The sequence below is a fragment of the Streptomyces rhizoryzae genome (assembly GCF_023155275.1).
GTDB classification, from domain to species: Bacteria; Actinomycetota; Actinomycetes; order Streptomycetales; family Streptomycetaceae; genus Streptomyces; species Streptomyces rhizoryzae.
In genome coordinates, this window is record NZ_JALMUV010000013.1 from 52,523 (window position 1) to 70,809 (window position 18,287).

The window sequence follows — 18,287 nt, forward strand, 5'->3', positions numbered from 1 at the left end:
CACATTCCGTATGTCGGTGTCGCGCCGGTTGCCCCGACGAGGCCCGCTGCCTGCGGTTGCACCACAAAAGCCGTGTTTCGTGCAGGTTGCGACGCTTTTGATCAAGATCGGCACCCTTGTCCAGCCATTAAAGTAAGGGCATGACCGAGAGCCCCGCCCTCCCTGCCCTGTGGCCCGCCCCCGTAGCCTCCGGGGCGGTCGATGCCACCGTCACCGTGCCCGGCTCGAAATCGGTCACGAACCGCGGCCTGGTCCTGGCCGCCCTCTCCTCCGAGCCCGGCTGGCTGCGTCGCCCGCTGCGCTCCCGCGACACCCTGCTGATGGCCGAGGCGCTGCGCGCCATGGGCGTCGGCATCGAGGAGACCGCCTCCTCCAGCTCGTCGGGCACCTCCGGCGGCGAGGCGTGGCGGATCATCCCCGCCGGCCTGCACGGCCCCGCGGTCGTCGGCGTCGGCAACGCCGGCACGGTGATGCGCTTCCTGCCGCCGGTCGCCGCGCTCGCCGACGGCCCCGTCCGCTTCGACGGCGACCCGCGCTCCTACGAGCGCCCGCTCGGCGGCGTCATCGACGCGCTGCGCACCCTGGGCGCCCGGATCGACGACGACAACCGCGGCGCGCTGCCGATGACGGTGTTCGGCGGCGGCGCCCTCGAAGGCGGCGCGGTGGAGATCGACGCCTCCTCGTCCTCCCAGTTCGTCAGCGCGCTGCTGCTGTCCGCGCCGCGCTTCAACCAGGGCGTCGAGGTCCGGCACGTCGGCGCGGCGCTGCCGTCGATGCCGCACATCCGGATGACCGTCGACATGCTGCGCAGCGTCGGCGCCCAGGTGGACACCCCCGAGGCGGGCGGCGAGCCAGGCGTCTGGCGGGTCACCCCCGGCGCGCTGCTCGGCCGCGACCTGGTCGTCGAGCCGGACCTCTCCAACGCCCAGCCGTTCCTGGCCGCGGCGCTGGTCACCGGCGGCACGGTCACCATCCCGGACTGGCCCGAGCGCACCACCCAGCCCGGTGACGCGCTGCGCGAGATCTTCACCGCCATGGGCGGCTCCTGCGAGCTGACCGACCTGGGCCTGACGTTCACCGGCAGCGGCCGGATCCACGGCATCGACGTGGACCTCGGCGAGGTCGGCGAGCTGACCCCGGGCATCGCCGCGGTCGCCGCGCTCGCCGACTCCCCCTCCACCCTGCGCGGCGTGGCCCACCTCCGGCTGCACGAGACCGACCGGCTGGCCGCGCTCACCAAGGAGATCAACGAACTCGGCGGCGATGTCACCGAGACCGCCGACGGGCTGCACATCCGGCCGCGCCCGCTGCACGGCGGGGTCTTCCGCACCTACGAGGACCACCGGCTGGCCACCGCCGCCGCGGTCATCGGCCTGGCCGTCGAGGGCGTCGAGGTGGAGAACGTCGCCACCACCGCCAAGACCCTGCCGGACTTCCCCGCACTGTGGACGCAGATGCTCGATCCGGCGGCCGCCCCCGCCCGGAGAGCCTGAGGTCCGCCGCACCATGCGCCGCTACGGCAAGAACCCCGATGAGGACGACGTCCGGGTCCGCCCCAACCGCAAGGGCAACCGCCCGCGGACGAACATCCGCCCCAAGCACGAGGACGCCCGCGAGGGCCTGGTCCTGACCGTCGACCGCGGCCGGCTGACCTGCCTGATCGACGGCCGCAAGGTCACCGCCATGAAGGCCCGCGAACTGGGCCGCAAGAGCGCGGTGGTCGGCGACCGGGTCGCCGTGGTCGGCGACCTCAGCGGCGCCAAGGACACCCTGGCCCGGATAGTCCGGGTGGAGCCGCGCACCTCCACGCTGCGCCGCACCGCCGACGACGACGATCCGTACGAGCGGGTGGTGGTCGCCAACGCCGACCAGCTGGCGATCGTCACCGCGCTCGCCGACCCCGAGCCCCGGCCCCGGCTGATCGACCGCTGCCTGGTCGCCGCCTACGACGCCGGGCTGGAGCCGCTGCTGGTGCTGACCAAGTCCGATCTGGCGCCGCCGGACGCCCTGCTGGAGTCCTACGGCGCGCTCGGCGTCCCGTACGTGGTCACCAACCGCGAGGAGCTGGCCGACGGCAGCGCCGCCGACCGCGTCCGGGAGCAGCTGGCCGGCCGGATGACGGCGTTCGTCGGCCACTCCGGGGTCGGCAAGACGACCCTGGTCAACGCCCTGGTGCCGGAGCGCCGCCGGGCCACCGGGCACGTCAACGCGGTCACCGGCCGCGGCCGGCACACCACCACCTCGGCGCTGGCGCTGCCGCTGCCCGGTGACACCGGGTGGGTCATCGACACCCCGGGCGTGCGGTCCTTCGGGCTGGCGCACGTCGATCCGTCCCGGGTCATCCACGCCTTCCCGGACCTGGAGCCGGGCACCGAGGGCTGCCCGCGGGCGTGCAGCCACGACGAGCCGGACTGCGCTCTGGACGCGTGGGCGGCCGAGGGGCACGCCGACCCGGCCCGGCTGGACTCGCTGCGCCGGCTGCTGGCCACCCGGGAGCGACGCGAGGGCGACTGATCCCGGCAATCCCCCGCCGCCCGTACGGCGTACGGGCATAATCACCTTTCGTACCAGGACCGGTCTTGTCCGGACCGGGCCGGTCGGAAGCGGTCATCCGGCGGAAGCGGTCACCGAGCGGACGGAGGCAAGGCGATATGGCGTGGCTGCTGGTCGTGGTGGCGGGGCTGCTGGAGACCGGCTTCGCGGTCTGCCTCAAGCTCTCGCACGGCTTCACCCGGCTCTACCCGACCATCGCCTTCGCGGTCTTCGCCCTCGGCAGCTTCGGCCTGCTGACCCTGGCGCTGCGCAAGCTCGACGTCGGCCCGGCGTACGCGGTGTGGACCGGCATCGGCGCGGCCGGCACCGCGATCTACGGCATGGTCTTCCTCGACGACCTGGTCTCCACCCTGAAGATCGTCTCGATCACGCTGGTCATCGTCGGGGTGATCGGTCTCCAGCTGTCCGGTTCGGCGCACTGACCCCGCCGGGCCCCGGGCCGTCGCCGGCGCCCGCCGCGAGACCGGCGAACACGCCCCTGACCAGCCGGGACACCGCCTCCGCCTCGGGCTCCCGCGGCCCCCGCTGCCGGGGTACCGCCGGTGCGCCGCGGCCGGGCGGGCGCTCGGGGGCCGGCTCCGGGACCGCCGGGGCGATCACCCACGACAGCGTCAGCCGGACCGCGGTCTCGCACGCGGCGCCCAGGGCCGGCAGCTCCTCCCGGGGGCGACCGGGGGCCAGCGCCGCCACCGCCCGTTCGCACAACCGGCCCACCAGTTCGGCGGGCCCGGTCCGCCCGGCCGGCAGCCGGTCGTCCCAGCAGCCCGTCAGCGCCGCCCTGACCAGCGGGTTCGCGCGCGCGGTACGGACCGTCCAGGCAGCCGCGGCGGCCACCCGCGCGGCCGCGTCGCCGCCCGCCGCCCCGGGGCCGCCGGCGGCCAGCGCCCGCTCCACCCCGGCCAGATAGTTCTCGGTCTCCCGCCGGACCAGGGCGCGGGCCAGGCCGTCCTTGCCGCCGAACTCGTTGTAGAGCGTCTGCCGGGACACCCCGGCCGCGGCGGCCACCTCCACCATGCGGATGGCCGTCCAGGGCCGGGCCAGCAGCGCCGTGTACGCGGCGTCCAGCAGCGCCTCGCGCGCCGACGGCATCCGCCACCTCCCCGACCCCGCACCGAAAATGTGTGCCACGTCACAGAATTGACGTGCCGTCAGGGGCTGTCAAGGGCGGCCGGGGGCACCCGTGGAGCGGACCGGCCCCGGCGGCCGCCGCCGGACCACCCCACGGCCCCGGCATGGCCGTGTGGATCCCGCCCGGACCAGTGGATACTGTTCGCCCATGCCCGACTATCACGATGATCTCCGCCTCGCGCACGTCCTGGCCGACGCCGCGGACGCCGCGACCATGGAGCGGTTCAAGGCGCTCGACCTCAAGGTCGAGACCAAACCGGACATGACCCCGGTGACCGAGGCGGACAAGTCCGCCGAGGAGCTGATCCGCGCCCACCTCCAGCGCGCCCGGCCCCGGGACGCGGTGCTGGGCGAGGAGTTCGGCAACGAGGGCTCCGGGCCGCGCCGCTGGATCATCGACCCGATCGACGGCACCAAGAACTACGTGCGCGGCGTCCCGGTCTGGGCCACGCTGATCGCACTGATGGAGCGCGGCGAGGGCGGCGACCGCCCGGTGGTCGGCCTGGTCTCCGCCCCGGCGCTCAACCGCCGCTGGTGGGCCGCGGAGGGCCTGGGCGCCTTCACCGGCCGCAGCCTGACCTCGGCGTCCCGGCTCCACACCTCCCAGGTGGGCCGCATCGAGGACGCGTCGTTCGCGTACTCCTCGCTGACCGGCTGGGAGGAGCGCGGCGCGCTCCCCGGCTTCCTGGGCCTCTCCCGGGACTGCTGGCGCACCCGCGCCTACGGCGACTTCTGGCCCTACATGATGGTCGCCGAGGGGACGGTGGACATCTGCGCGGAGCCGGAGCTGTCGCTGTGGGACATGGCGGCCTGCGCGGTGATCGTCCAGGAGGCCGGCGGCCGCTTCACCGGACTGGACGGCAGGCCGGGCCCGCACAGCGGCAACGCCGCGGCGTCCAACGGGCTGCTGCACGAGGACCTGCTGTCATACGTCGGCGACAGCCGGGGCTGACCGCCGGCGGCCGGCCACAACCGGTCGCCCGCACATCCTGATCCCCGCCCGCACCGACTCCGACCTGCGCGGGGGCGGCTTTTCGGACGGCTGTCCAACAACTAACCCTTGTTGTGCGCCCGGGAGCATGTGAACATGAGAAACCTCCACTTTGTGAACTTGTGAAGCACTTCGCATGCTCACATACACCGAGGAGGTGGCTCCGCTCCATGCCCCAGCTCGTCAAAGACGCCATGAGCACGGTGGTCCTGACCATCGGGCCGGCTCACACCCTCCGCCAGGCGGCACGCCTGATGGCCGCCCGCCGCATCGGCGCGGCCGTGGTACTCGACCAGGACACCTGCGGCATCGGCATCCTCACCGAGCGCGACATCCTCAACTCCCTGGGTGCGGGCGAGAATCCCGACCGCGAGACCGCCCAGGGCCACACCACGTCCGACGTGGTCTTCGCGACCCCGGACTGGACGCTGGACGACGCGGCGGGCGCCATGGTGCGCGGCGGCTTCCGCCACCTCGTCGTCCTCGACGACCTCGAACCGGTCGGCATCGTCTCGGTCCGCGACATCATGCGCTGCTGGTCGGCCGTCCCGGAGCGGGCCGCCGCGGCGGCGTGAGGGGCGCCCGGCAGCCGGGCGCGGCGTACGCCCCGTAGCGCACGCGGGCGGGCGGACGCACGAAGAGGCCGGAGCCCCAGCGGCATCCGGCCTCTTCGGCATGTACGGCAAGCGGCGGCAGCGGCCACCGCGCGGCGGACCGCCGGCCCCGCGGGGACGGCGGCGCGCCGCGCGGGACCGTCAGCCGCGCAGGGCCTGGACCGCGGCCTCCAGCCGCTTGCCGTAGTCCGCGTCCGCCTGGCGGAAGTTCTCGATCGCGCGCTGGACGATGTCGTCGCGGGAGACCTTGGCGATGAAGCCCGCCAGGTTGTTGATCAGGCGCTCCTTCTCGTCCTCGGTCATCAGGCGGTAGAGGTTGCCGGCCTGGACGAAGTCGTTGTCCTCGGCGTGCACCGGGGCCGCGCTCTCGCCGGTCTGGCCGGTCACCGCGAACGGCTGCCACAGCGGCCGGCCGGTCTCGGTCGGACCGCCGAAGCTGTTCGGCTCGTAGTTCTTCTGGCGGCCGTGGCGGCCGTCGTAGAGCACGCCGTCGCGGCCGTGGGAGCGCGCCTCGGTGGCGTGCGGGCGGTTCACCGGCAGGTGGTCGGCGTTGATGCCGACGCGGTAGCGGTGCGCGTCGCCGTACGCGAACAGGCGGCCCTGGAGCATCTTGTCGGGGGACGGGCCGATGCCCGGCACGAAGTGGTGCGGGGAGAAGATCGACTGCTCGACCTCGGCGAAGATGTTCTCCGGGTTGCGGTTGAGCTCCAGCTTGCCGATCTCGATCGGCGGGTAGTCCGCGTGCGGCCAGACCTTGGTCAGGTCGAACGGGTTGAAGCGGTAGGAGGCGGCGTCGGCCGCCGGCATGATCTGGACCTGGACCGTCCAGCTCGGGAACTCCCCGCGCTCGATCGACTCGCGCAGATCGCGCTGGTGGCTGTCCGGGTCCTCGCCGGCGAGCTTGTTGGCCTCGGCCTGGGTGAGGTTCTTGATGCCCTGGTCGGTCTTGAAGTGGTACTTGACCCAGAAGACCTCGCCCGCCTCGTTGTTCCACTGGAAGGTGTGCGAGCCGAAGCCGTCCATGTGGCGGTAGGAGGCCGGGATGCCGCGGTCGCCGAACAGCCAGGTCACCTGGTGGGTGGCCTCGGGCGACAGGCTCCAGAAGTCCCAGACGTTGTCCGCCTCCTGCGAGCCGGTGTACGGGTCGCGCTTCTGGGTGTGGATGAAGTCGGGGAACTTGATGGCGTCCTTGATGAAGAACACCGGGGTGTTGTTGCCGACGAGGTCGTAGTTGCCCTCTTCGGTGTAGAACTTCAGCGCGAAGCCGCGGGGGTCGCGCACCGCGTCGGCCGCGCCGAGGTTGCCCGCGACGGTCGAGAAGCGCAGGAAGACCTCGGTCTGCTTGCCGATCTCGGAGAGGAACTTCGCGCGGGTGTACTGCGTCACGTCCGCGGTGACGGTGAAGGTGCCGTACGCGCCGGCGCCCCGGGCGTGCACGATGCGCTCCGGGATGCGCTCGCGGTTGAAGTGCGCGAGCTTCTCGATGAGGAGCTGGTCCTGGATGAGACCGGGACCCCCGACGCCGGCCGTCTCGCTGTTCTGGTTGTCCGCGACCGGGGCACCGGTCTCCGTGGTCAGCGGTCCGGTGATGCTCTCTACCGACACGTGCGCCTCCTGATGTCTTCTCCACCTGCCCTTGGCTTTCGCCGAGCCCGATCCTACATTGGACAGTGTCTAAGTCAAGAAGTGACCGAAAGTCGTACCCGATCCGGTGATGGACCACCGCTGCTACCCTGGTGTCTATCTGACTGATAGGTGATTGGCATGAGTGACCTGCTCGAACGACTCCGGGGACGCGGCTGGCGGCTGACCGCACAGCGCCGCGTCGTCGCCGAGGTCCTGGACGGGGACCACGTCCACTACACCGCCGACGAAGTCCACGCCAAGGCGTCCGAACGCCTCCCCGAGATCTCCCGCGCCACGGTCTACAACACCCTCGGCGAGCTGGTCTCGCTCGGCGAGGTGATCGAGGTGAGCACCGACGGCCGCGCCAAGCGCTACGACCCGAACGCCCACCACGACCACCAGCACCTCGTCTGCTCGCGCTGCGGCACCATCCGCGACGTCCACCTGCACGGCGACCCGCTCTCCGCACTGCCCGAGCCCGAGCGCTACGGCTTCGAGGTCTCCGAGGTCACGGTGACCTACCGGGGCATCTGCCCCAACTGCACCGCCGCCGCCTGACCCCGGCCCGGCCCCCGTCCGGGCCGCGCACCGGTCAGCCGCACCCCCTCCCCCGGCGACCGCCCGGCCCCTCCGCAGGAGCGCCCGGCGGCGCTTCGCCATGTCCGGCGGCCCGCGAACCCCGCCCGCGCACACCCCTTGCCGGTATCTGACGACCCGTCATATCGTCGGTGCAGCGCGCTTTTCGGCCATCGGGGCCGGCCGCACCCCGGGGCACCCGGGCCACCGGCCGGCCCCGGCGGCACGCCGTCCGCACTCCGCGAGGAGCCCCCGTGGGAGAGCCGCACCCGTCCCCCGCCCCGACGCCCCCGTCCTCCACCCCCGCCGGACCGCCCCCGCACCCCGGCCCCCGCACCCCGCCGTCCCCGCCCGCCCCGGCCCTCCGCGCCCGCAACCTGGCGCGGACGTTCGGCCGGGGCCGCACCGCACTGGCCGCGCTCGGACCGGTGGACGCCGAGATCGCCGCCGGGGAGTTCGTGTGCGTGGTCGGGCCCTCCGGCTGCGGCAAATCCACCCTGCTGCGGATCGCGGCGGGCCTGGTGCGGCCCAGCGCCGGGGAGCTGGAGCTGCGGACCGGCGCCGGCCGCCCGACCGCGATGATCTTCCAGGACTACGGCATCTACGACTGGAAGACCGTCCTGGCCAACGTCCGCTTCGGCCTCGACATCCAGCGCGTGCCCCGCAGGGAGGCCGACCGGCGCGCCCGGTCCTGGCTGGCCCGGACGGGGCTCGCCGACTTCGCCGGCGCCTATCCGTCCGCTCTCTCCGGCGGGATGCGGCAGCGCGTCGCGCTCGCCCGCGCCCTGGCCGTCGAACCCGGCCTCCTGCTGATGGACGAGCCGTTCGCCGCCCTGGACGCCCAGCTGCGGACCCTCCTCCAGGACGAACTGCTCGCCCTCACCCAGACCACCCGCACCACCACCCTCTTCATCACCCACAGCCTCGAAGAGGCCCTGGTCCTCGGCGACCGGGTCCTGGTGATGTCCGCCCGGCCCGGCCGGATCATCGCCGAGCGCCGCCCGCCGTTCCCCCGCTCGCGCACCGGAGAGGTCCGCGCCACCCCCGCATTCGCCGCGCTCAAGGCCGAGTTGTGGGAGCTGCTGCGCGGCGAGGTCGCCGGCCGGGACGCCACCGACCCCGAGGGGGCCACGCCCGCATGACCGCCGACCGGACGGACAGACCCGGCCCCGACCGCGTGGTGGTCCGCCGGCCCGGCCCCCGGGAGCTGCGGCCGGACCGCGCCCACCGCCGCCGGCGCGCCCTCGAAGTCGCCCTCGCGGTCGCCGTCCCGCTGCTGCTGGTCCTGTGGTGGCAGCTGGCCGCGGCCCGCTCCTGGATCGACGCCCGGGTCTACCCCGCGCCCGGCACGATCCTCGCGGACGGCTGGCACCGGGCGCTCGCCGGCGACCTGTGGCCGGATGTCCGCGCCACGCTCCAGCGGGTGCTCGCCGGTTACGCCGCCGGCACCGCCGGCGGCTACCTGCTGGGCCTGCTGATGGGCTCGCTCTCCCTGGTCCGGGCCGCCCTGGAGCCGCTCCTGGACGCCCTGTACGTGGTCCCCAAACTGGCCCTGCTGCCGGTCTTCCTCAACATGTTCGGGCTCGGCGAGGGCCCGCAGATCGCCCTGGTGGCCGCCACCGTCTTCTTCTTCGTGTGGATCTCCACGATGGCCGCGGTGCTCGCCGTACCGGACGGCCACCGGGACGCCGGCCGGGTCTTCGGCGCGAACCGGTGGCAGATGTTCCGGCACGTCCTGCTGCCCGCGTCGCTGCCCGCCGTCCTCGTGGGCGCGCGGATCGCCGCGGGGGTCGCCGTCCTGGTGATCGTCGCCTCGGAGCAGATCGCCGCGGCCGACGGACTCGGCCACCTGATCTTCGACTCCCGGGCGCTGTTCCAGAACGACGTGATGTTCACCGGCATCGTCTGCGTCGCCGTCCTGGGGGTGGTCTTCTCCGAACTGGTGCGGCTGGCCGGGCGGTTGCTCACCCCGTGGGCGCCGCGCGACCGCGGCCGCGGCCAGAGCTGACGCCCCGCCCGTACGCCGCCCCGGGCACCCCCAGGCCCCCGATCCCCGGTACACCGGCCCGCACGGAGGTCCCATGCGCACCCGCCCCCGCCGTCCCGCCCGCCGTCCCCGCACCCGCCGTACCACCGCCGTCCTGGCCGCCGCCCTGGCCCTCAGCGCGGGCTGCGCGGCCGGGCCGGACACCGCCGCCCCCGCCGCGCCCCGCACCATCAAGCCCGTACGCGGCTGCGGCGCCTCTTCCTGGACCGACCCCGCCGACCTCTCCCCCGGGCGCGCCCCGGCCCGCTGCGCCAGAGGGGCCCCGGCCCCCGTCCCGCTCACCGGGCACCGCACCCTGACGATCGCCACCGGCACCCTCACCGCCGAGTACACCGCACCGCTGCGGGTCGCCCTGGCCAAGGGCGAGTTCCGCAAGGAGGGCCTGGACGTCCGGCTCAAGGTGCTGCCGACCCCGGACGCCCTGCCGCTGCTGGCCCGGGGCGAGCTGGACGCGCTGTGGGCGGCCCCCGAGGCGGCCGTGGTCAACGGCGTGCACGGCGGCTTCGACATCCGCTGGGTGGCCGGGAACTTCTCCCCCGCCCCGGGTTCCCGCAGCGGCCTGTGGGTGCGGATCGAGAACGGGGAGCGCGCCTCGGCGGTCTCCCTCAAGGGCACCACGCTGGGCACCATGATCGGCAAGGGTTCGGTGATCATGTACCCGATGGCCAGGGCGTTCGCCGCACACGGCGCCGCCCTGGACGCGGTCACCTTCCGGCAGCTCGGCCCGGCCGACGTCCTCACCGCGCTGACCGGCGGCGGGGTGGACTCGGCCTGGCTGCTCGACCCCGTATGGCGCCAGGTCGACGGCAGCGCCCGGTACGCGTTCCTCGGCGGCCAGCCGCAGGGCGAACCGCTCGGCGGCGCGCTGTACGGCCCGAACCTCCTGACGAAGGACCCGGACGCCGGCGTCGCCCTCCTGCGCGCCTACGTCCGCACCGTCAACACCTACTTCGCCGGCGATTACAAGGCGGACAAGGCGTTCACCGGTGAGCTGGCGCGGCTGCTGGGCGTGGACCGGGCGGTCCTGGAGGCGGTGCCGGCGCTCCGGATGGACTGGGAGATCAGGAAGGGCACCACCGACCGCCTCCAGCGGGCCTACCGGGACGCGGGGGTGGTCAAGGGCGATCCGCTGCCGGAGAACCGGCTCGTCGACCGCCGGCTGTACGCGGAGGCGGTCGGGCACCGGATGTGAGCCGCCGCACCGGACCGCGGCGGCCGGGGCCCCGGCGACCGGAGCGCGGAAACACCGAAGGCCCGGATCCTGGGATCCGGGCCTTCGGCTTGCAGTAGCGGGGACAGGATTTGAACCTGCGACCTCTGGGTTATGAGCCCAGCGAGCTACCGAGCTGCTCCACCCCGCGTCGTTGTGTCTCAACTTTAACCCCACCGCGACGACCAGCGCAAATCCGTTCCGGCGGCCCAGGAGCGGGGCGGGCGGGCCGCCCCCGGGCACGGGCCCGCGGGCCCGTGCCGCCGTTACGCGCTCAGCTCCTCCTGGAGCGCCGTCCGCAGCCGGGCCGCCCGCTCGGCGACCTCCGGCGGCCCCAGCTCCACCGCCCGGGCGCACCACCGCTGCGCCTCGGCGAGCGCCCCGCGCCGGGCCGCGATCAGCGCCAGCCGCAGCGCCGCCCGGCCGTGGCCGCGCTCGGCGGCCCGCTGCCACCACAGGGCGGCCTCCGGGAGGCTGCCCTCCCGGGCCAGCAGCAGCCCGAGGTTGAAGGCGCCGTTGCGGCTGCCGGCCTCGGCCGCCTCGCGGTACCACGCCGCGGCCTCGGTGGCGTCCCCGCGAGCCGCCGCGAACATGCCAACCCGGACCTGGGCCCGGCGGTGCCCCTGCCGGGCCGCCCGCTCGTACCACTGCCGGCTCTCGTCGTCCCCGGACCGCTCGCCGTCCGCCTCCGCGGCCCGGCGGTCGAGCAGGTCGGCGAGCCGGAACGCGGCCTCCGCGCTGCCGCCCCCGGCCGCGCAGCGCAGGTTCCGCTCCGCTCCACCGAGGTCGCCGTCCCGCAGCTGCGCTATGGCGACCTGGAGCGCGGCATCGGTGTGCCCGGCGGCCGCCGCCCGCTCGTACCAGGCGCGCGCCAGCCGCTCCTCGCCGCGGCCGGCGAAGAGGATGCCGAGGTTGAACGCGGCGTCCACGCTGCCCGCTTCGGCCGCCTTGGAGAACCACGGCTCGGCCCCGGAGGCGTCGCCGCGCTGGAGCAGCAGGATGGCCAGCGCGTTGGCGGCCTCCCGGTGGCCCGTGTAGGCGGCGCGGCGGTACCACTGCTCGCCCCGGTCCGGGCGGCCCTGCTCGGCGCAGAGCAGGCCGAGGTTGTAGGCGCCGTTGACGTCCCCGGCGTCCAGGGCGGCGCGGTACCAGCGCTCGGCGGTCTGGAGCTCCCCGCGGTCGGCGTGCAGCGCGCCCAGCGCGTTGGCGGCGTTGCCGTCGCCGTCCTGGGCGGCCCGGCGCCACCACTCCGCCGCGCTCTCCTCGTCCCCGGCGTCGCGCAGCAGGAAGCCCAGCGCGCAGGCCGCGCGGGCCTCGCCGTCCTTGGCCGCGGAGAGGTACCAGCGGCCGGCCTCCTGGAGGTCGCCGCGCTCCTCCAGCAGCGCGCCGAGCTGGAGCGCGGCCCGCCGGTGGCCGCGCGCGGCGGCCTGGCGGTACCACTGCTCGGCCTCGGCCTGCTGGGTCAGCTCCCCGTAGGCGGGCACCGCGCGGCGGTCGGTGTCCCGGCCGTCCTCGATGAGCCGGGCCAGGCGGTACGCGGCCTCGCGGTGGCCGCGCTCGGCGGCGGCCCGGAACCAGCGCTCGGCGCCGATGTCGCCGCGGTGCTCCAGGAGGTCGGCGAGCGCGTACGCGCCCAGGCAGTGGCCGGACTCGGCGGACTGGCGCAGCCAGTACTCGGCGGCCGGTTCGTCACCGCGCTCGCGGTAGTGCCGCCCCAGGGCGTGCGCGGCGGCGGCGGAGCCGGCGACCGCGGCGATCCGCCACCAGCCGGCGGCCTCCTCGCCGTAGCCCCGCTGGTGCAGGAGGACGCCGAGGTTGTTGGCCGCGGCCCGGTCGCCGGCGGCGGCCGCGGAACGCAGATGGGGTTCGGCGCCGTCGAGGTCGGCGCGGCGCAGCAGCATCGCACCCAGGGCACTCATCGCGGCGGTGTCGCCCGCCTCGGCGGCGCGGCGGTAGCCGGACTCGGTCACCACATCGGACGCCTCGGCCGTCCCGTCGGCCTCCATCGCGTCCATCGCCATGTCGGAATCGCGCCCGTCGTCGGGCACCTGCACAAACCGGTCCGTCTCCAACAACCTTGCCTTGTCCCCCATAAGAACCATCGTCGCATCACCTGTAACCCGCGTACACCCGGTATACCGCAGCCGGTGAGGTCACTACAGCGGTTTGTCGACTTCCCGACACGGCGACATGCCAAACTCAAGCACACCGCTTTCCCTCAGGGGTTGTCCGACCCGCCGTCCCGCGGCTTCGACCCGAACGCATGACAAAGGCCCGGATTCTCAAGGAATCCGGGCCTTGGTCTTTTCAGTAGCGGGGACAGGATTTGAACCTGCGACCTCTGGGTTATGAGCCCAGCGAGCTACCGAGCTGCTCCACCCCGCGTCGTTGTGACTCCAACGTATCACGTCGCGGGGCCTGTGGTTGACACGCGGTGCCCGGTGACCGCCGGCACGGGCCGGCGGTCACCGGGGGCGGGGGCCCGCCGCGGCGGCTCAGCCGCCCGCCGCACCGCCCTTCCCGGACGCCTTGGCGGCCCGGTCCAGCGCGGCCTTCAGCTTCTTCTGGGCCTCGCCGTACGCGGCCCAGTCGCCCGCCACCCGCGCCTGCTCGCCCTCGTCGTACGCCTTCTCGGCGTCCGTCAGGGCCTGCTGGACGGTCTGGCCGGACGGCGGCGGCTGCTCGCCGGTCTGGCCGCCGCCGGGCGGCGGGGTCTGGCCGCCGGTGCTCGGCGCCTTCTTGCCGAACACGACGTCGAGCGCGTCCCCCAGGGAGTTCTCCAGGACGGGCTTGCTGTCGCCGTAGCTGACCAGCACCTTCTTCAGCAGCGGGTAGTTGGTGTTGGCACCGCGCAGATAGACCGGTTCGACGTAGAGCAGCCCGCCGTCCAACGGGACGGTCAGGAGGTTGCCGTACTCGATCTCCGAGTCGCCGAACTTCTTCAGGATGTTCAGCTCATTGGCGATCGTAGGATCGGAGTTGAACTTCGACTGGGCCAGCTGCGGGCCGGGCACCGGTGTCTGCGCGGGCAGCTTCAGCAGTCTGATCCGGCCGTAGTCGCCGCTCGTCGCATCGGCGTCGACCGCCATGAAGGCGCCCAGGTTGTCCTTCTTGTTGGGCGTGAAGGTGGTCGTCAGCGAGAACGCCCGGTCCTTCTGGTCCGGCATCTTCATGCTGAGGTAGTACGGCGGCACCGCGTTGCCCGACTTGGTGGTCGGGTCGCTGGGGATCTGCCAGCGCTCCGAACCGGTGTAGAAGGTGTCCGGGTCGGTGACGTGGTACGTGGTCAGCAGCTGGCGCTGCACCTTGAAGAGGTCCTGCGGGTAGCGCAGGTGGGCCAGCAGGTCCGGGCTGATGGCGCTCTTCTTCTCGACCGTGCCGGGGAACGCCTTCATCCAGGTCTTCAGGACCGGGTCCTTGGTGTCCCACTGGTAGAGCTTGACCGTGCCGTCGTAGGCGTCGACCGTCGCCTTGACGGAGTTGCGGATGTAGTTGACCTGGTTCTGCTGGGCCACCACCGCCCGCTGGCCGTTGGTGAGCGAGTCGGCGGTGCTGTCCCCCAGGGTGGTGCGGGAGGCATACGGGTAGCCGTTGCTGGTGGTGTACGCGTCCACGATCCACTGGATGCGGCCGTCGATCACCGCCGGGTAGGCGTCGCCGTCGATGGTCAGCCAGGGTGCGACGGACTCGACGCGCTCCTTGGGCGTGCGGTTGTACAGGATCCGCGAACCGTCGCCGATCGCGCCGGAGTAGAGGATCTGCGGCTCGCCGAACGCCACCGCGTAGGCGGCGCGGTTGAGCGGGTTGGACAGGCTGACCCCGCTCTTGCCCCGGTAGCGGTAGCTCTTCTCACCGCTGTCGTCGGAGTAGTCCAGCTCCTTCTGCGGGCCGCCCACGATGGAGTACTGGGTGGTCTTCTCGCCGTAGTAGACGCGCTGTTCGTACGTCGGGAGCTGGCCGCGGGAGGGGAGGTTGGCCTCGGTGTAGGCGGGGCCGCCGCCCTCGGCGGTCTCGGTGCCCTTGGCGGTCACCGCGCCGTAGCCGTGGGTGTACTTGAAGTGGTCGTTGATCCAGTTGCGCTCGGGGATGCCGGCGATGTTGAGCTCGCGCAGGCCGATGACGGTGTCCTGCTCCTTGCCGTCCTTGTCCTTGTACCGGTCGACGTCCAGGGTGGACGGGAACTGGTAGTAGGACCGCACCTGCTGCTGTTGCTGGAAGGCCGGGGAGACCACGTTCGGGTCGAGCAGCCGCATGCTGGCGGTGCTGTCGGCGGCGTCCCGCAGCCGCTGCTTGTCCCCGTCGGACCCGGGCTTGTAGTCGCCCTTGTAGGGCTTCACCTCGGCGTCCCGGATGTCGTACGCGTCCCGGGTCGCCTTGATGTTCTGCGCGATGTACGGCGCTTCCTTGGCCTGCTCGTTCGGCTGGACCTGGAACTTCTGGACGATCGCCGGGTACAGCCCGCCGATCAGGACGGCGGAGAGCACCATCAGGCCGAAGCCGATCACCGGCAGCTGCCAGGTGCGGCGCCAGAGGGTGGCGAAGAACAGCACCGCGCAGATCGCCGCGATGAAGAACAGGATGGTCTTCGCGGGGAGGTAGGCGTTGGCATCGACGTAGCGCAGACCGGTCCAGTTGTCGGCCGACTTCAGACCGCTGGACTTCACCGCCAGGCCGTACCGGTCGAGCCAGTACGCGACCGCCTTGAGCGAGACGAACACGCCCAGCAGCACCGAGAGATGGCCGGTGGCGGCGGCGGTGGCCCGCGAACCGGGGCTGGTCAGCCGCAGCCCGCCGTAGAGGTAGTGGGTGAGGGCCGCGGCCACCAGGGAGAGCACCGTGCAGGCGAAGCCGAAGCTCAACAGGAAGCGGTACCAGGGCAGGTCGAAGGCGTAGAACGAGACGTCCTTGTGGAACTGCGGGTCCGTCGTGCCGAACGGGACGCCGTTGACCCACTGGAGCCAGGTGCGCCACTCACCGGAGGCCGAGGCCCCGGCGATCAGGCCGATCACCGCGGTGACCGCGACCAGCGCCCACTTCTTGAACGGGGCGATGCCCATGCGGTAGCGGTCCAGGCTCTGCTGCTCCATGGACATCGCGCTGAGCGGCGGCCGCAACCGGTGCGCCAGCCAGATGTTGAGGCCCACGGCCACCGCCATCACGGCGCCGAAGGCGAAGAACAGACCGATCTTGGTCCACAGGGTGGTGGTGAAGACCGAGGAGAAGTGGACCGAGCGGTACCAGAGCCAGTCGGTCCAGAACCCCGAGAACATCACGAAGAGCATGGCCAGCACGGCCAGTACGCCCAGCGTCATGAGCAGGGTTCGGAACCGCCGCGACGGTCGGCCGACTCTGATCCGCGGCCCGGTGGGGCCTCCGCCGCGGTCCGGCATCTGGAAAGCCAAGGTGCGCACCTCGAAGTTCGCTGTCGTGTGGAGCAGGCCCGGCGATAGTAGGACCCAGTGATGCAACTTACGACGGCTTTACTCGGTTCCCGATTTCCGGGGTTCACAGGGCACGATGTTGGACATGACCAACCTCCCCGTTGACGGCACCCCCCTCGCCGCCGACCCGCTGACCCGCGCCGTGCTCGAAATCGACGAGTACGCCGCCGGGCTCGGCTGGGACCAGCCCGCCCGTTTGTTCGCCCTCGTCGACACCGTCAAGCTCCGTGAGCAGGAGCCCGCGCTCGCCGCGCAGCTCGGCATCGACGACTCCACCGGAAGTTCCCTGACCCCCATCGAGCAGGACGAGATCCCGGCCGGCGCCCCGCTGGACGAGTTCCTCGCCACCATCGCCTGGCCGGACGCCGTCACCGGCTGCGCGCTGACCGTGGAGCGGCTGATGCTCCCGCCCTCCGCCGAGGACGCCGAGCCGGCGGGCATGACCGAGAAGCAGCTCGCCGCGTGGGTGGCCGAGCACCCCGACCGGCAGGAGGTCCGGATGACGGTGGCCGTCCTGCGGGACGGCTCCCGGGAGTCGGCGCTGCGGCTGCGGGAGAAGGACTCCACGTCCGAGGTGCTGACCGGCAAGGCGCTGGTCCCGGGCCTCGCGGACGCGCTGGCGGCGACCTTCGAGGAGTGACCCGTGCCGGGCGGGCGGGCCGGCGGTCCGCCCGCCGGCGCGCTACCGGCCGGCTACCGGCCGGCCGGGCCGCAGCTCCGCAGGCCGGCGAGGTCGTTCTTGCGGATCTTCTCCAGGGCCTGCACGGCGTCCCCTATGGAGCCGACCTTGACCAGCCGCAGGCCGCCGGGGGTGTCCTTGGCGGCGGCGGCGCAGTTGTCCTTGGGCGTCAGGAAGAACTGGGCGCCCTTGTCCCGCGCACCGATCGTCTTCATCGAGATGCCGCCGATCGGGCCGACCTTGCCCTGCTCGTCGATGGTGCCCGTCCCGGCGACGAACTTGCCGCCCGTCAGGTCGCCACCCGGGGTGAGCTTGTCGACGATGCCGAGCGCGAACATCAGTCCGGCGCTGGGGCCGCCGACGTCGGCGAGCTTGACGTCGATGGGGAACGGGAAGATGTGGTCCACCTGGGCCTGGATGCCCACGATGGCGCGGCCGCCGTCCGCGGCGGTGGTGATCGAGACCTGCTTGGCGGGGCCCTCGGGCCGCCGGCCCTGCTTCTCCGCCGCGGCCGCCTCCTTGGCCGGGATGACGGTGAAGACCACCTTCTGGCCCGGCTTGTGGCGGGTGACGAGCTTGGCCACGTCGCCGGCCTGGCGGACCTCCTGGCCGTCCACCGCCTTGATCACGTCGCCGGCGTGCAGCAGCCCGTCGGCCGGCTTGCCCTTCACCACGGTGCCGACGACGGTCTGGGTGGCGACCGGGATGTGCAGCTGCTTGAGCGCCGCGGCCTTCGCGCTCTCCTGGGACTGGCTGAACTCCTCGGCGTTCTGCTGGTCGGCCTGCTCGGCGGTCTGCCCCTCGGGGTAGAGCGTCTTGTGCGGCACCACCGCGCTGTCCGGGTCCAGCCAGCCGTAGACCGCCTCGAAGAGGTTCATGCGGTAGTCCGGGCCGGTGACCCGGACGGTGGTCATGTTCAGATTGCCGGTCGTCGGGTACGTCTTCCGGCCGGAGATCTGGAGGACCGGCTCGCCGTTGTGCTCACCGAGCGTGTTGACCGTCGGCCCCGGGGACATCTCCGCGTACGGCACGGGAATCAGCACACCGGCGCAGAGCAGCGCGATCAGCATCAGGGTCGAGGCGAGCAGCGTCGCGGTGCGGCGTGGCATGGAACGACAGTACGGGACGGGTATGACAACCGGCCCGCGGGGCCGTCCGTACGGGTCCGGCGGCCGGCGGCGGTCCGGCACGCCGGGCGTCAGGCCGGGTCGGAGGCGTGCTCGGGGGCGGTCGCGGTGGGGGCAGGGGTGGTGTGCTGCTTCTCCATCGCGGCGCGGAAGCGGGCGTAGCCGGCCAGCTCCGCGACGTCCCCGGTCCTGCGGTTGCGCAGGGTCCAGCTGCTCCACAGGGCAGCGGCCAGCCCGGCCAGAACCGGAATCAGCAGCCAGAGGAGCGCTCCCATGGCGACCTCCCTCCACCGTG

At 73.1% G+C, this 18,287-nt stretch carries 16 protein-coding genes and 2 tRNA genes; 10 read left to right on the forward strand and 8 right to left on the reverse strand.

Translation table 11 applies throughout. The features are described 5' to 3' along the window. The first annotated feature begins 140 nt into the window (after positions 1-140). From aroA to MUU72_RS13240, 3 genes are all read left to right on the forward strand, one after another. Positions 141-1,493 (forward strand): 3-phosphoshikimate 1-carboxyvinyltransferase, encoded by a 1,353-nt coding sequence (gene aroA, locus MUU72_RS13230; protein ID WP_248013400.1) that lies wholly within the window; start codon positions 141-143, stop codon positions 1,491-1,493. A gap of 13 nt (positions 1,494-1,506) precedes the next feature. Then, positions 1,507-2,514 (forward strand): ribosome small subunit-dependent GTPase A, encoded by a 1,008-nt coding sequence (gene rsgA / locus MUU72_RS13235; RefSeq protein WP_248013401.1) that lies wholly within the window; start codon positions 1,507-1,509, stop codon positions 2,512-2,514. A 137-nt stretch (positions 2,515-2,651) separates the two neighbouring features. Next, positions 2,652-2,975, forward strand: coding sequence for a DMT family transporter (locus tag MUU72_RS13240; protein ID WP_248013402.1), 324 nt, complete (start codon positions 2,652-2,654; stop codon positions 2,973-2,975). Here the strand turns inward: MUU72_RS13240 and MUU72_RS13245 are convergent. Next, positions 2,929-3,642 carry a TetR/AcrR family transcriptional regulator gene (locus MUU72_RS13245; RefSeq protein WP_248013403.1) on the reverse strand — a complete coding sequence of 238 codons (714 nt, stop codon included), beginning with the start codon at positions 3,640-3,642 and terminating at the stop codon, positions 2,929-2,931. The two genes, MUU72_RS13240 and MUU72_RS13245, sit on opposite strands and share 47 nt — an antisense overlap. 187 nt (positions 3,643-3,829) lie before the next feature. Here MUU72_RS13245 and hisN point away from each other — a divergent pair, with 187 nt between their 5' ends. Beyond that, positions 3,830-4,633: a histidinol-phosphatase gene (gene hisN / locus MUU72_RS13250; RefSeq protein WP_248013404.1), complete on the forward strand. Its 804-nt coding sequence runs from the start codon at positions 3,830-3,832 to the stop codon at positions 4,631-4,633. A gap of 209 nt (positions 4,634-4,842) precedes the next feature. Further along, positions 4,843-5,247, forward strand: coding sequence for a CBS domain-containing protein (locus MUU72_RS13255; protein ID WP_248013405.1), 405 nt, complete (start codon positions 4,843-4,845; stop codon positions 5,245-5,247). Between the two features lie 180 nt (positions 5,248-5,427). Here the strand turns inward: MUU72_RS13255 and MUU72_RS13260 are convergent, their stop codons facing one another. Beyond that, positions 5,428-6,891: a catalase gene (locus MUU72_RS13260; protein ID WP_248013406.1), complete on the reverse strand. Its 1,464-nt coding sequence runs from the start codon at positions 6,889-6,891 to the stop codon at positions 5,428-5,430. A gap of 159 nt (positions 6,892-7,050) precedes the next feature. On the opposite strand from MUU72_RS13260, the gene MUU72_RS13265 reads away from it, so the two are divergent. The 4 genes from MUU72_RS13265 (at position 7,051) to MUU72_RS13280 (ending at position 10,727) form a co-directional block, all read left to right on the forward strand. After that, the gene (locus MUU72_RS13265; RefSeq protein WP_248013407.1) at positions 7,051-7,470 is read left to right on the forward strand and encodes a Fur family transcriptional regulator; all 420 of its coding nucleotides are present in this window, start codon (positions 7,051-7,053) and stop codon (positions 7,468-7,470) included. 395 nt (positions 7,471-7,865) lie between these two features. After that, the gene (locus MUU72_RS13270; protein WP_248013481.1) at positions 7,866-8,630 is read left to right on the forward strand and encodes an ABC transporter ATP-binding protein; all 765 of its coding nucleotides are present in this window, start codon (positions 7,866-7,868) and stop codon (positions 8,628-8,630) included. Further along, positions 8,627-9,496 (forward strand): ABC transporter permease, encoded by an 870-nt coding sequence (locus tag MUU72_RS13275; protein WP_248013408.1) that lies wholly within the window; start codon positions 8,627-8,629, stop codon positions 9,494-9,496. The genes MUU72_RS13270 and MUU72_RS13275 overlap by 4 nt, the downstream gene beginning before the upstream one ends. A gap of 73 nt (positions 9,497-9,569) precedes the next feature. After that, positions 9,570-10,727 carry an ABC transporter substrate-binding protein gene (locus MUU72_RS13280; RefSeq protein ID WP_248013409.1) on the forward strand — a complete coding sequence of 386 codons (1,158 nt, stop codon included), beginning with the start codon at positions 9,570-9,572 and terminating at the stop codon, positions 10,725-10,727. Positions 10,728-10,822: 95 nt separating this feature from the next. On the opposite strand, the gene MUU72_RS13285 is transcribed toward MUU72_RS13280, so the two are convergent. The 4 genes from MUU72_RS13285 to MUU72_RS13300 all read right to left on the reverse strand — a co-directional run bounded on the left by MUU72_RS13285 (position 10,823) and on the right by MUU72_RS13300 (position 16,135). Beyond that, a tRNA-Met gene (locus tag MUU72_RS13285) sits at positions 10,823-10,896 on the reverse strand. 115 nt (positions 10,897-11,011) lie between these two features. Further along, positions 11,012-12,847 (reverse strand): tetratricopeptide repeat protein, encoded by a 1,836-nt coding sequence (locus tag MUU72_RS13290; RefSeq protein ID WP_248013410.1) that lies wholly within the window; start codon positions 12,845-12,847, stop codon positions 11,012-11,014. Positions 12,848-13,056: 209 nt separating this feature from the next. Beyond that, positions 13,057-13,130 (reverse strand) — tRNA-Met (locus MUU72_RS13295). Positions 13,131-13,240: 110 nt separating this feature from the next. Beyond that, positions 13,241-16,135 carry a UPF0182 family membrane protein gene (locus MUU72_RS13300; protein ID WP_248013482.1) on the reverse strand — a complete coding sequence of 965 codons (2,895 nt, stop codon included), beginning with the start codon at positions 16,133-16,135 and terminating at the stop codon, positions 13,241-13,243. Between the two features lie 136 nt (positions 16,136-16,271). Here MUU72_RS13300 and MUU72_RS13305 point away from each other — a divergent pair, with 136 nt between their 5' ends. Next, positions 16,272-16,826 (forward strand): PPA1309 family protein, encoded by a 555-nt coding sequence (locus tag MUU72_RS13305; protein WP_248013411.1) that lies wholly within the window; start codon positions 16,272-16,274, stop codon positions 16,824-16,826. Positions 16,827-16,879: 53 nt separating this feature from the next. Here MUU72_RS13305 and MUU72_RS13310 read toward each other — a convergent pair whose 3' ends face one another. Continuing rightward, positions 16,880-17,974, reverse strand: coding sequence for a YlbL family protein (locus MUU72_RS13310; RefSeq protein WP_248013412.1), 1,095 nt, complete (start codon positions 17,972-17,974; stop codon positions 16,880-16,882). Between the two features lie 89 nt (positions 17,975-18,063). After that, complete coding sequence (locus MUU72_RS13315) at positions 18,064-18,267, reverse strand: hypothetical protein (RefSeq protein ID WP_248013413.1); 204 nt, start codon at positions 18,265-18,267, stop codon at positions 18,064-18,066. Positions 18,268-18,287: the final 20 nt, after the last annotated feature.

Coding starts and splice junctions, on each gene's coding strand:
- MUU72_RS13290 (WP_248013410.1), bottom strand. CDS start 12,847: ATGGTTCTTATGGGGGACAAGGCAAGGTTGTTGGAGACGGACCGGTTT.
- hisN (WP_248013404.1), top strand. CDS start 3,830: ATGCCCGACTATCACGATGATCTCCGCCTCGCGCACGTCCTGGCCGAC.
- MUU72_RS13310 (WP_248013412.1), bottom strand. CDS start 17,974: ATGCCACGCCGCACCGCGACGCTGCTCGCCTCGACCCTGATGCTGATC.
- MUU72_RS13300 (WP_248013482.1), bottom strand. CDS start 16,135: ATGCCGGACCGCGGCGGAGGCCCCACCGGGCCGCGGATCAGAGTCGGC.
- MUU72_RS13255 (WP_248013405.1), top strand. CDS start 4,843: ATGCCCCAGCTCGTCAAAGACGCCATGAGCACGGTGGTCCTGACCATC.
- MUU72_RS13265 (WP_248013407.1), top strand. CDS start 7,051: ATGAGTGACCTGCTCGAACGACTCCGGGGACGCGGCTGGCGGCTGACC.
- MUU72_RS13315 (WP_248013413.1), bottom strand. CDS start 18,267: ATGGGAGCGCTCCTCTGGCTGCTGATTCCGGTTCTGGCCGGGCTGGCC.
- aroA (WP_248013400.1), top strand. CDS start 141: ATGACCGAGAGCCCCGCCCTCCCTGCCCTGTGGCCCGCCCCCGTAGCC.
- MUU72_RS13275 (WP_248013408.1), top strand. CDS start 8,627: ATGACCGCCGACCGGACGGACAGACCCGGCCCCGACCGCGTGGTGGTC.
- MUU72_RS13245 (WP_248013403.1), bottom strand. CDS start 3,642: ATGCCGTCGGCGCGCGAGGCGCTGCTGGACGCCGCGTACACGGCGCTG.
- rsgA (WP_248013401.1), top strand. CDS start 1,507: ATGCGCCGCTACGGCAAGAACCCCGATGAGGACGACGTCCGGGTCCGC.
- MUU72_RS13280 (WP_248013409.1), top strand. CDS start 9,570: ATGCGCACCCGCCCCCGCCGTCCCGCCCGCCGTCCCCGCACCCGCCGT.
- MUU72_RS13305 (WP_248013411.1), top strand. CDS start 16,272: ATGACCAACCTCCCCGTTGACGGCACCCCCCTCGCCGCCGACCCGCTG.
- MUU72_RS13240 (WP_248013402.1), top strand. CDS start 2,652: ATGGCGTGGCTGCTGGTCGTGGTGGCGGGGCTGCTGGAGACCGGCTTC.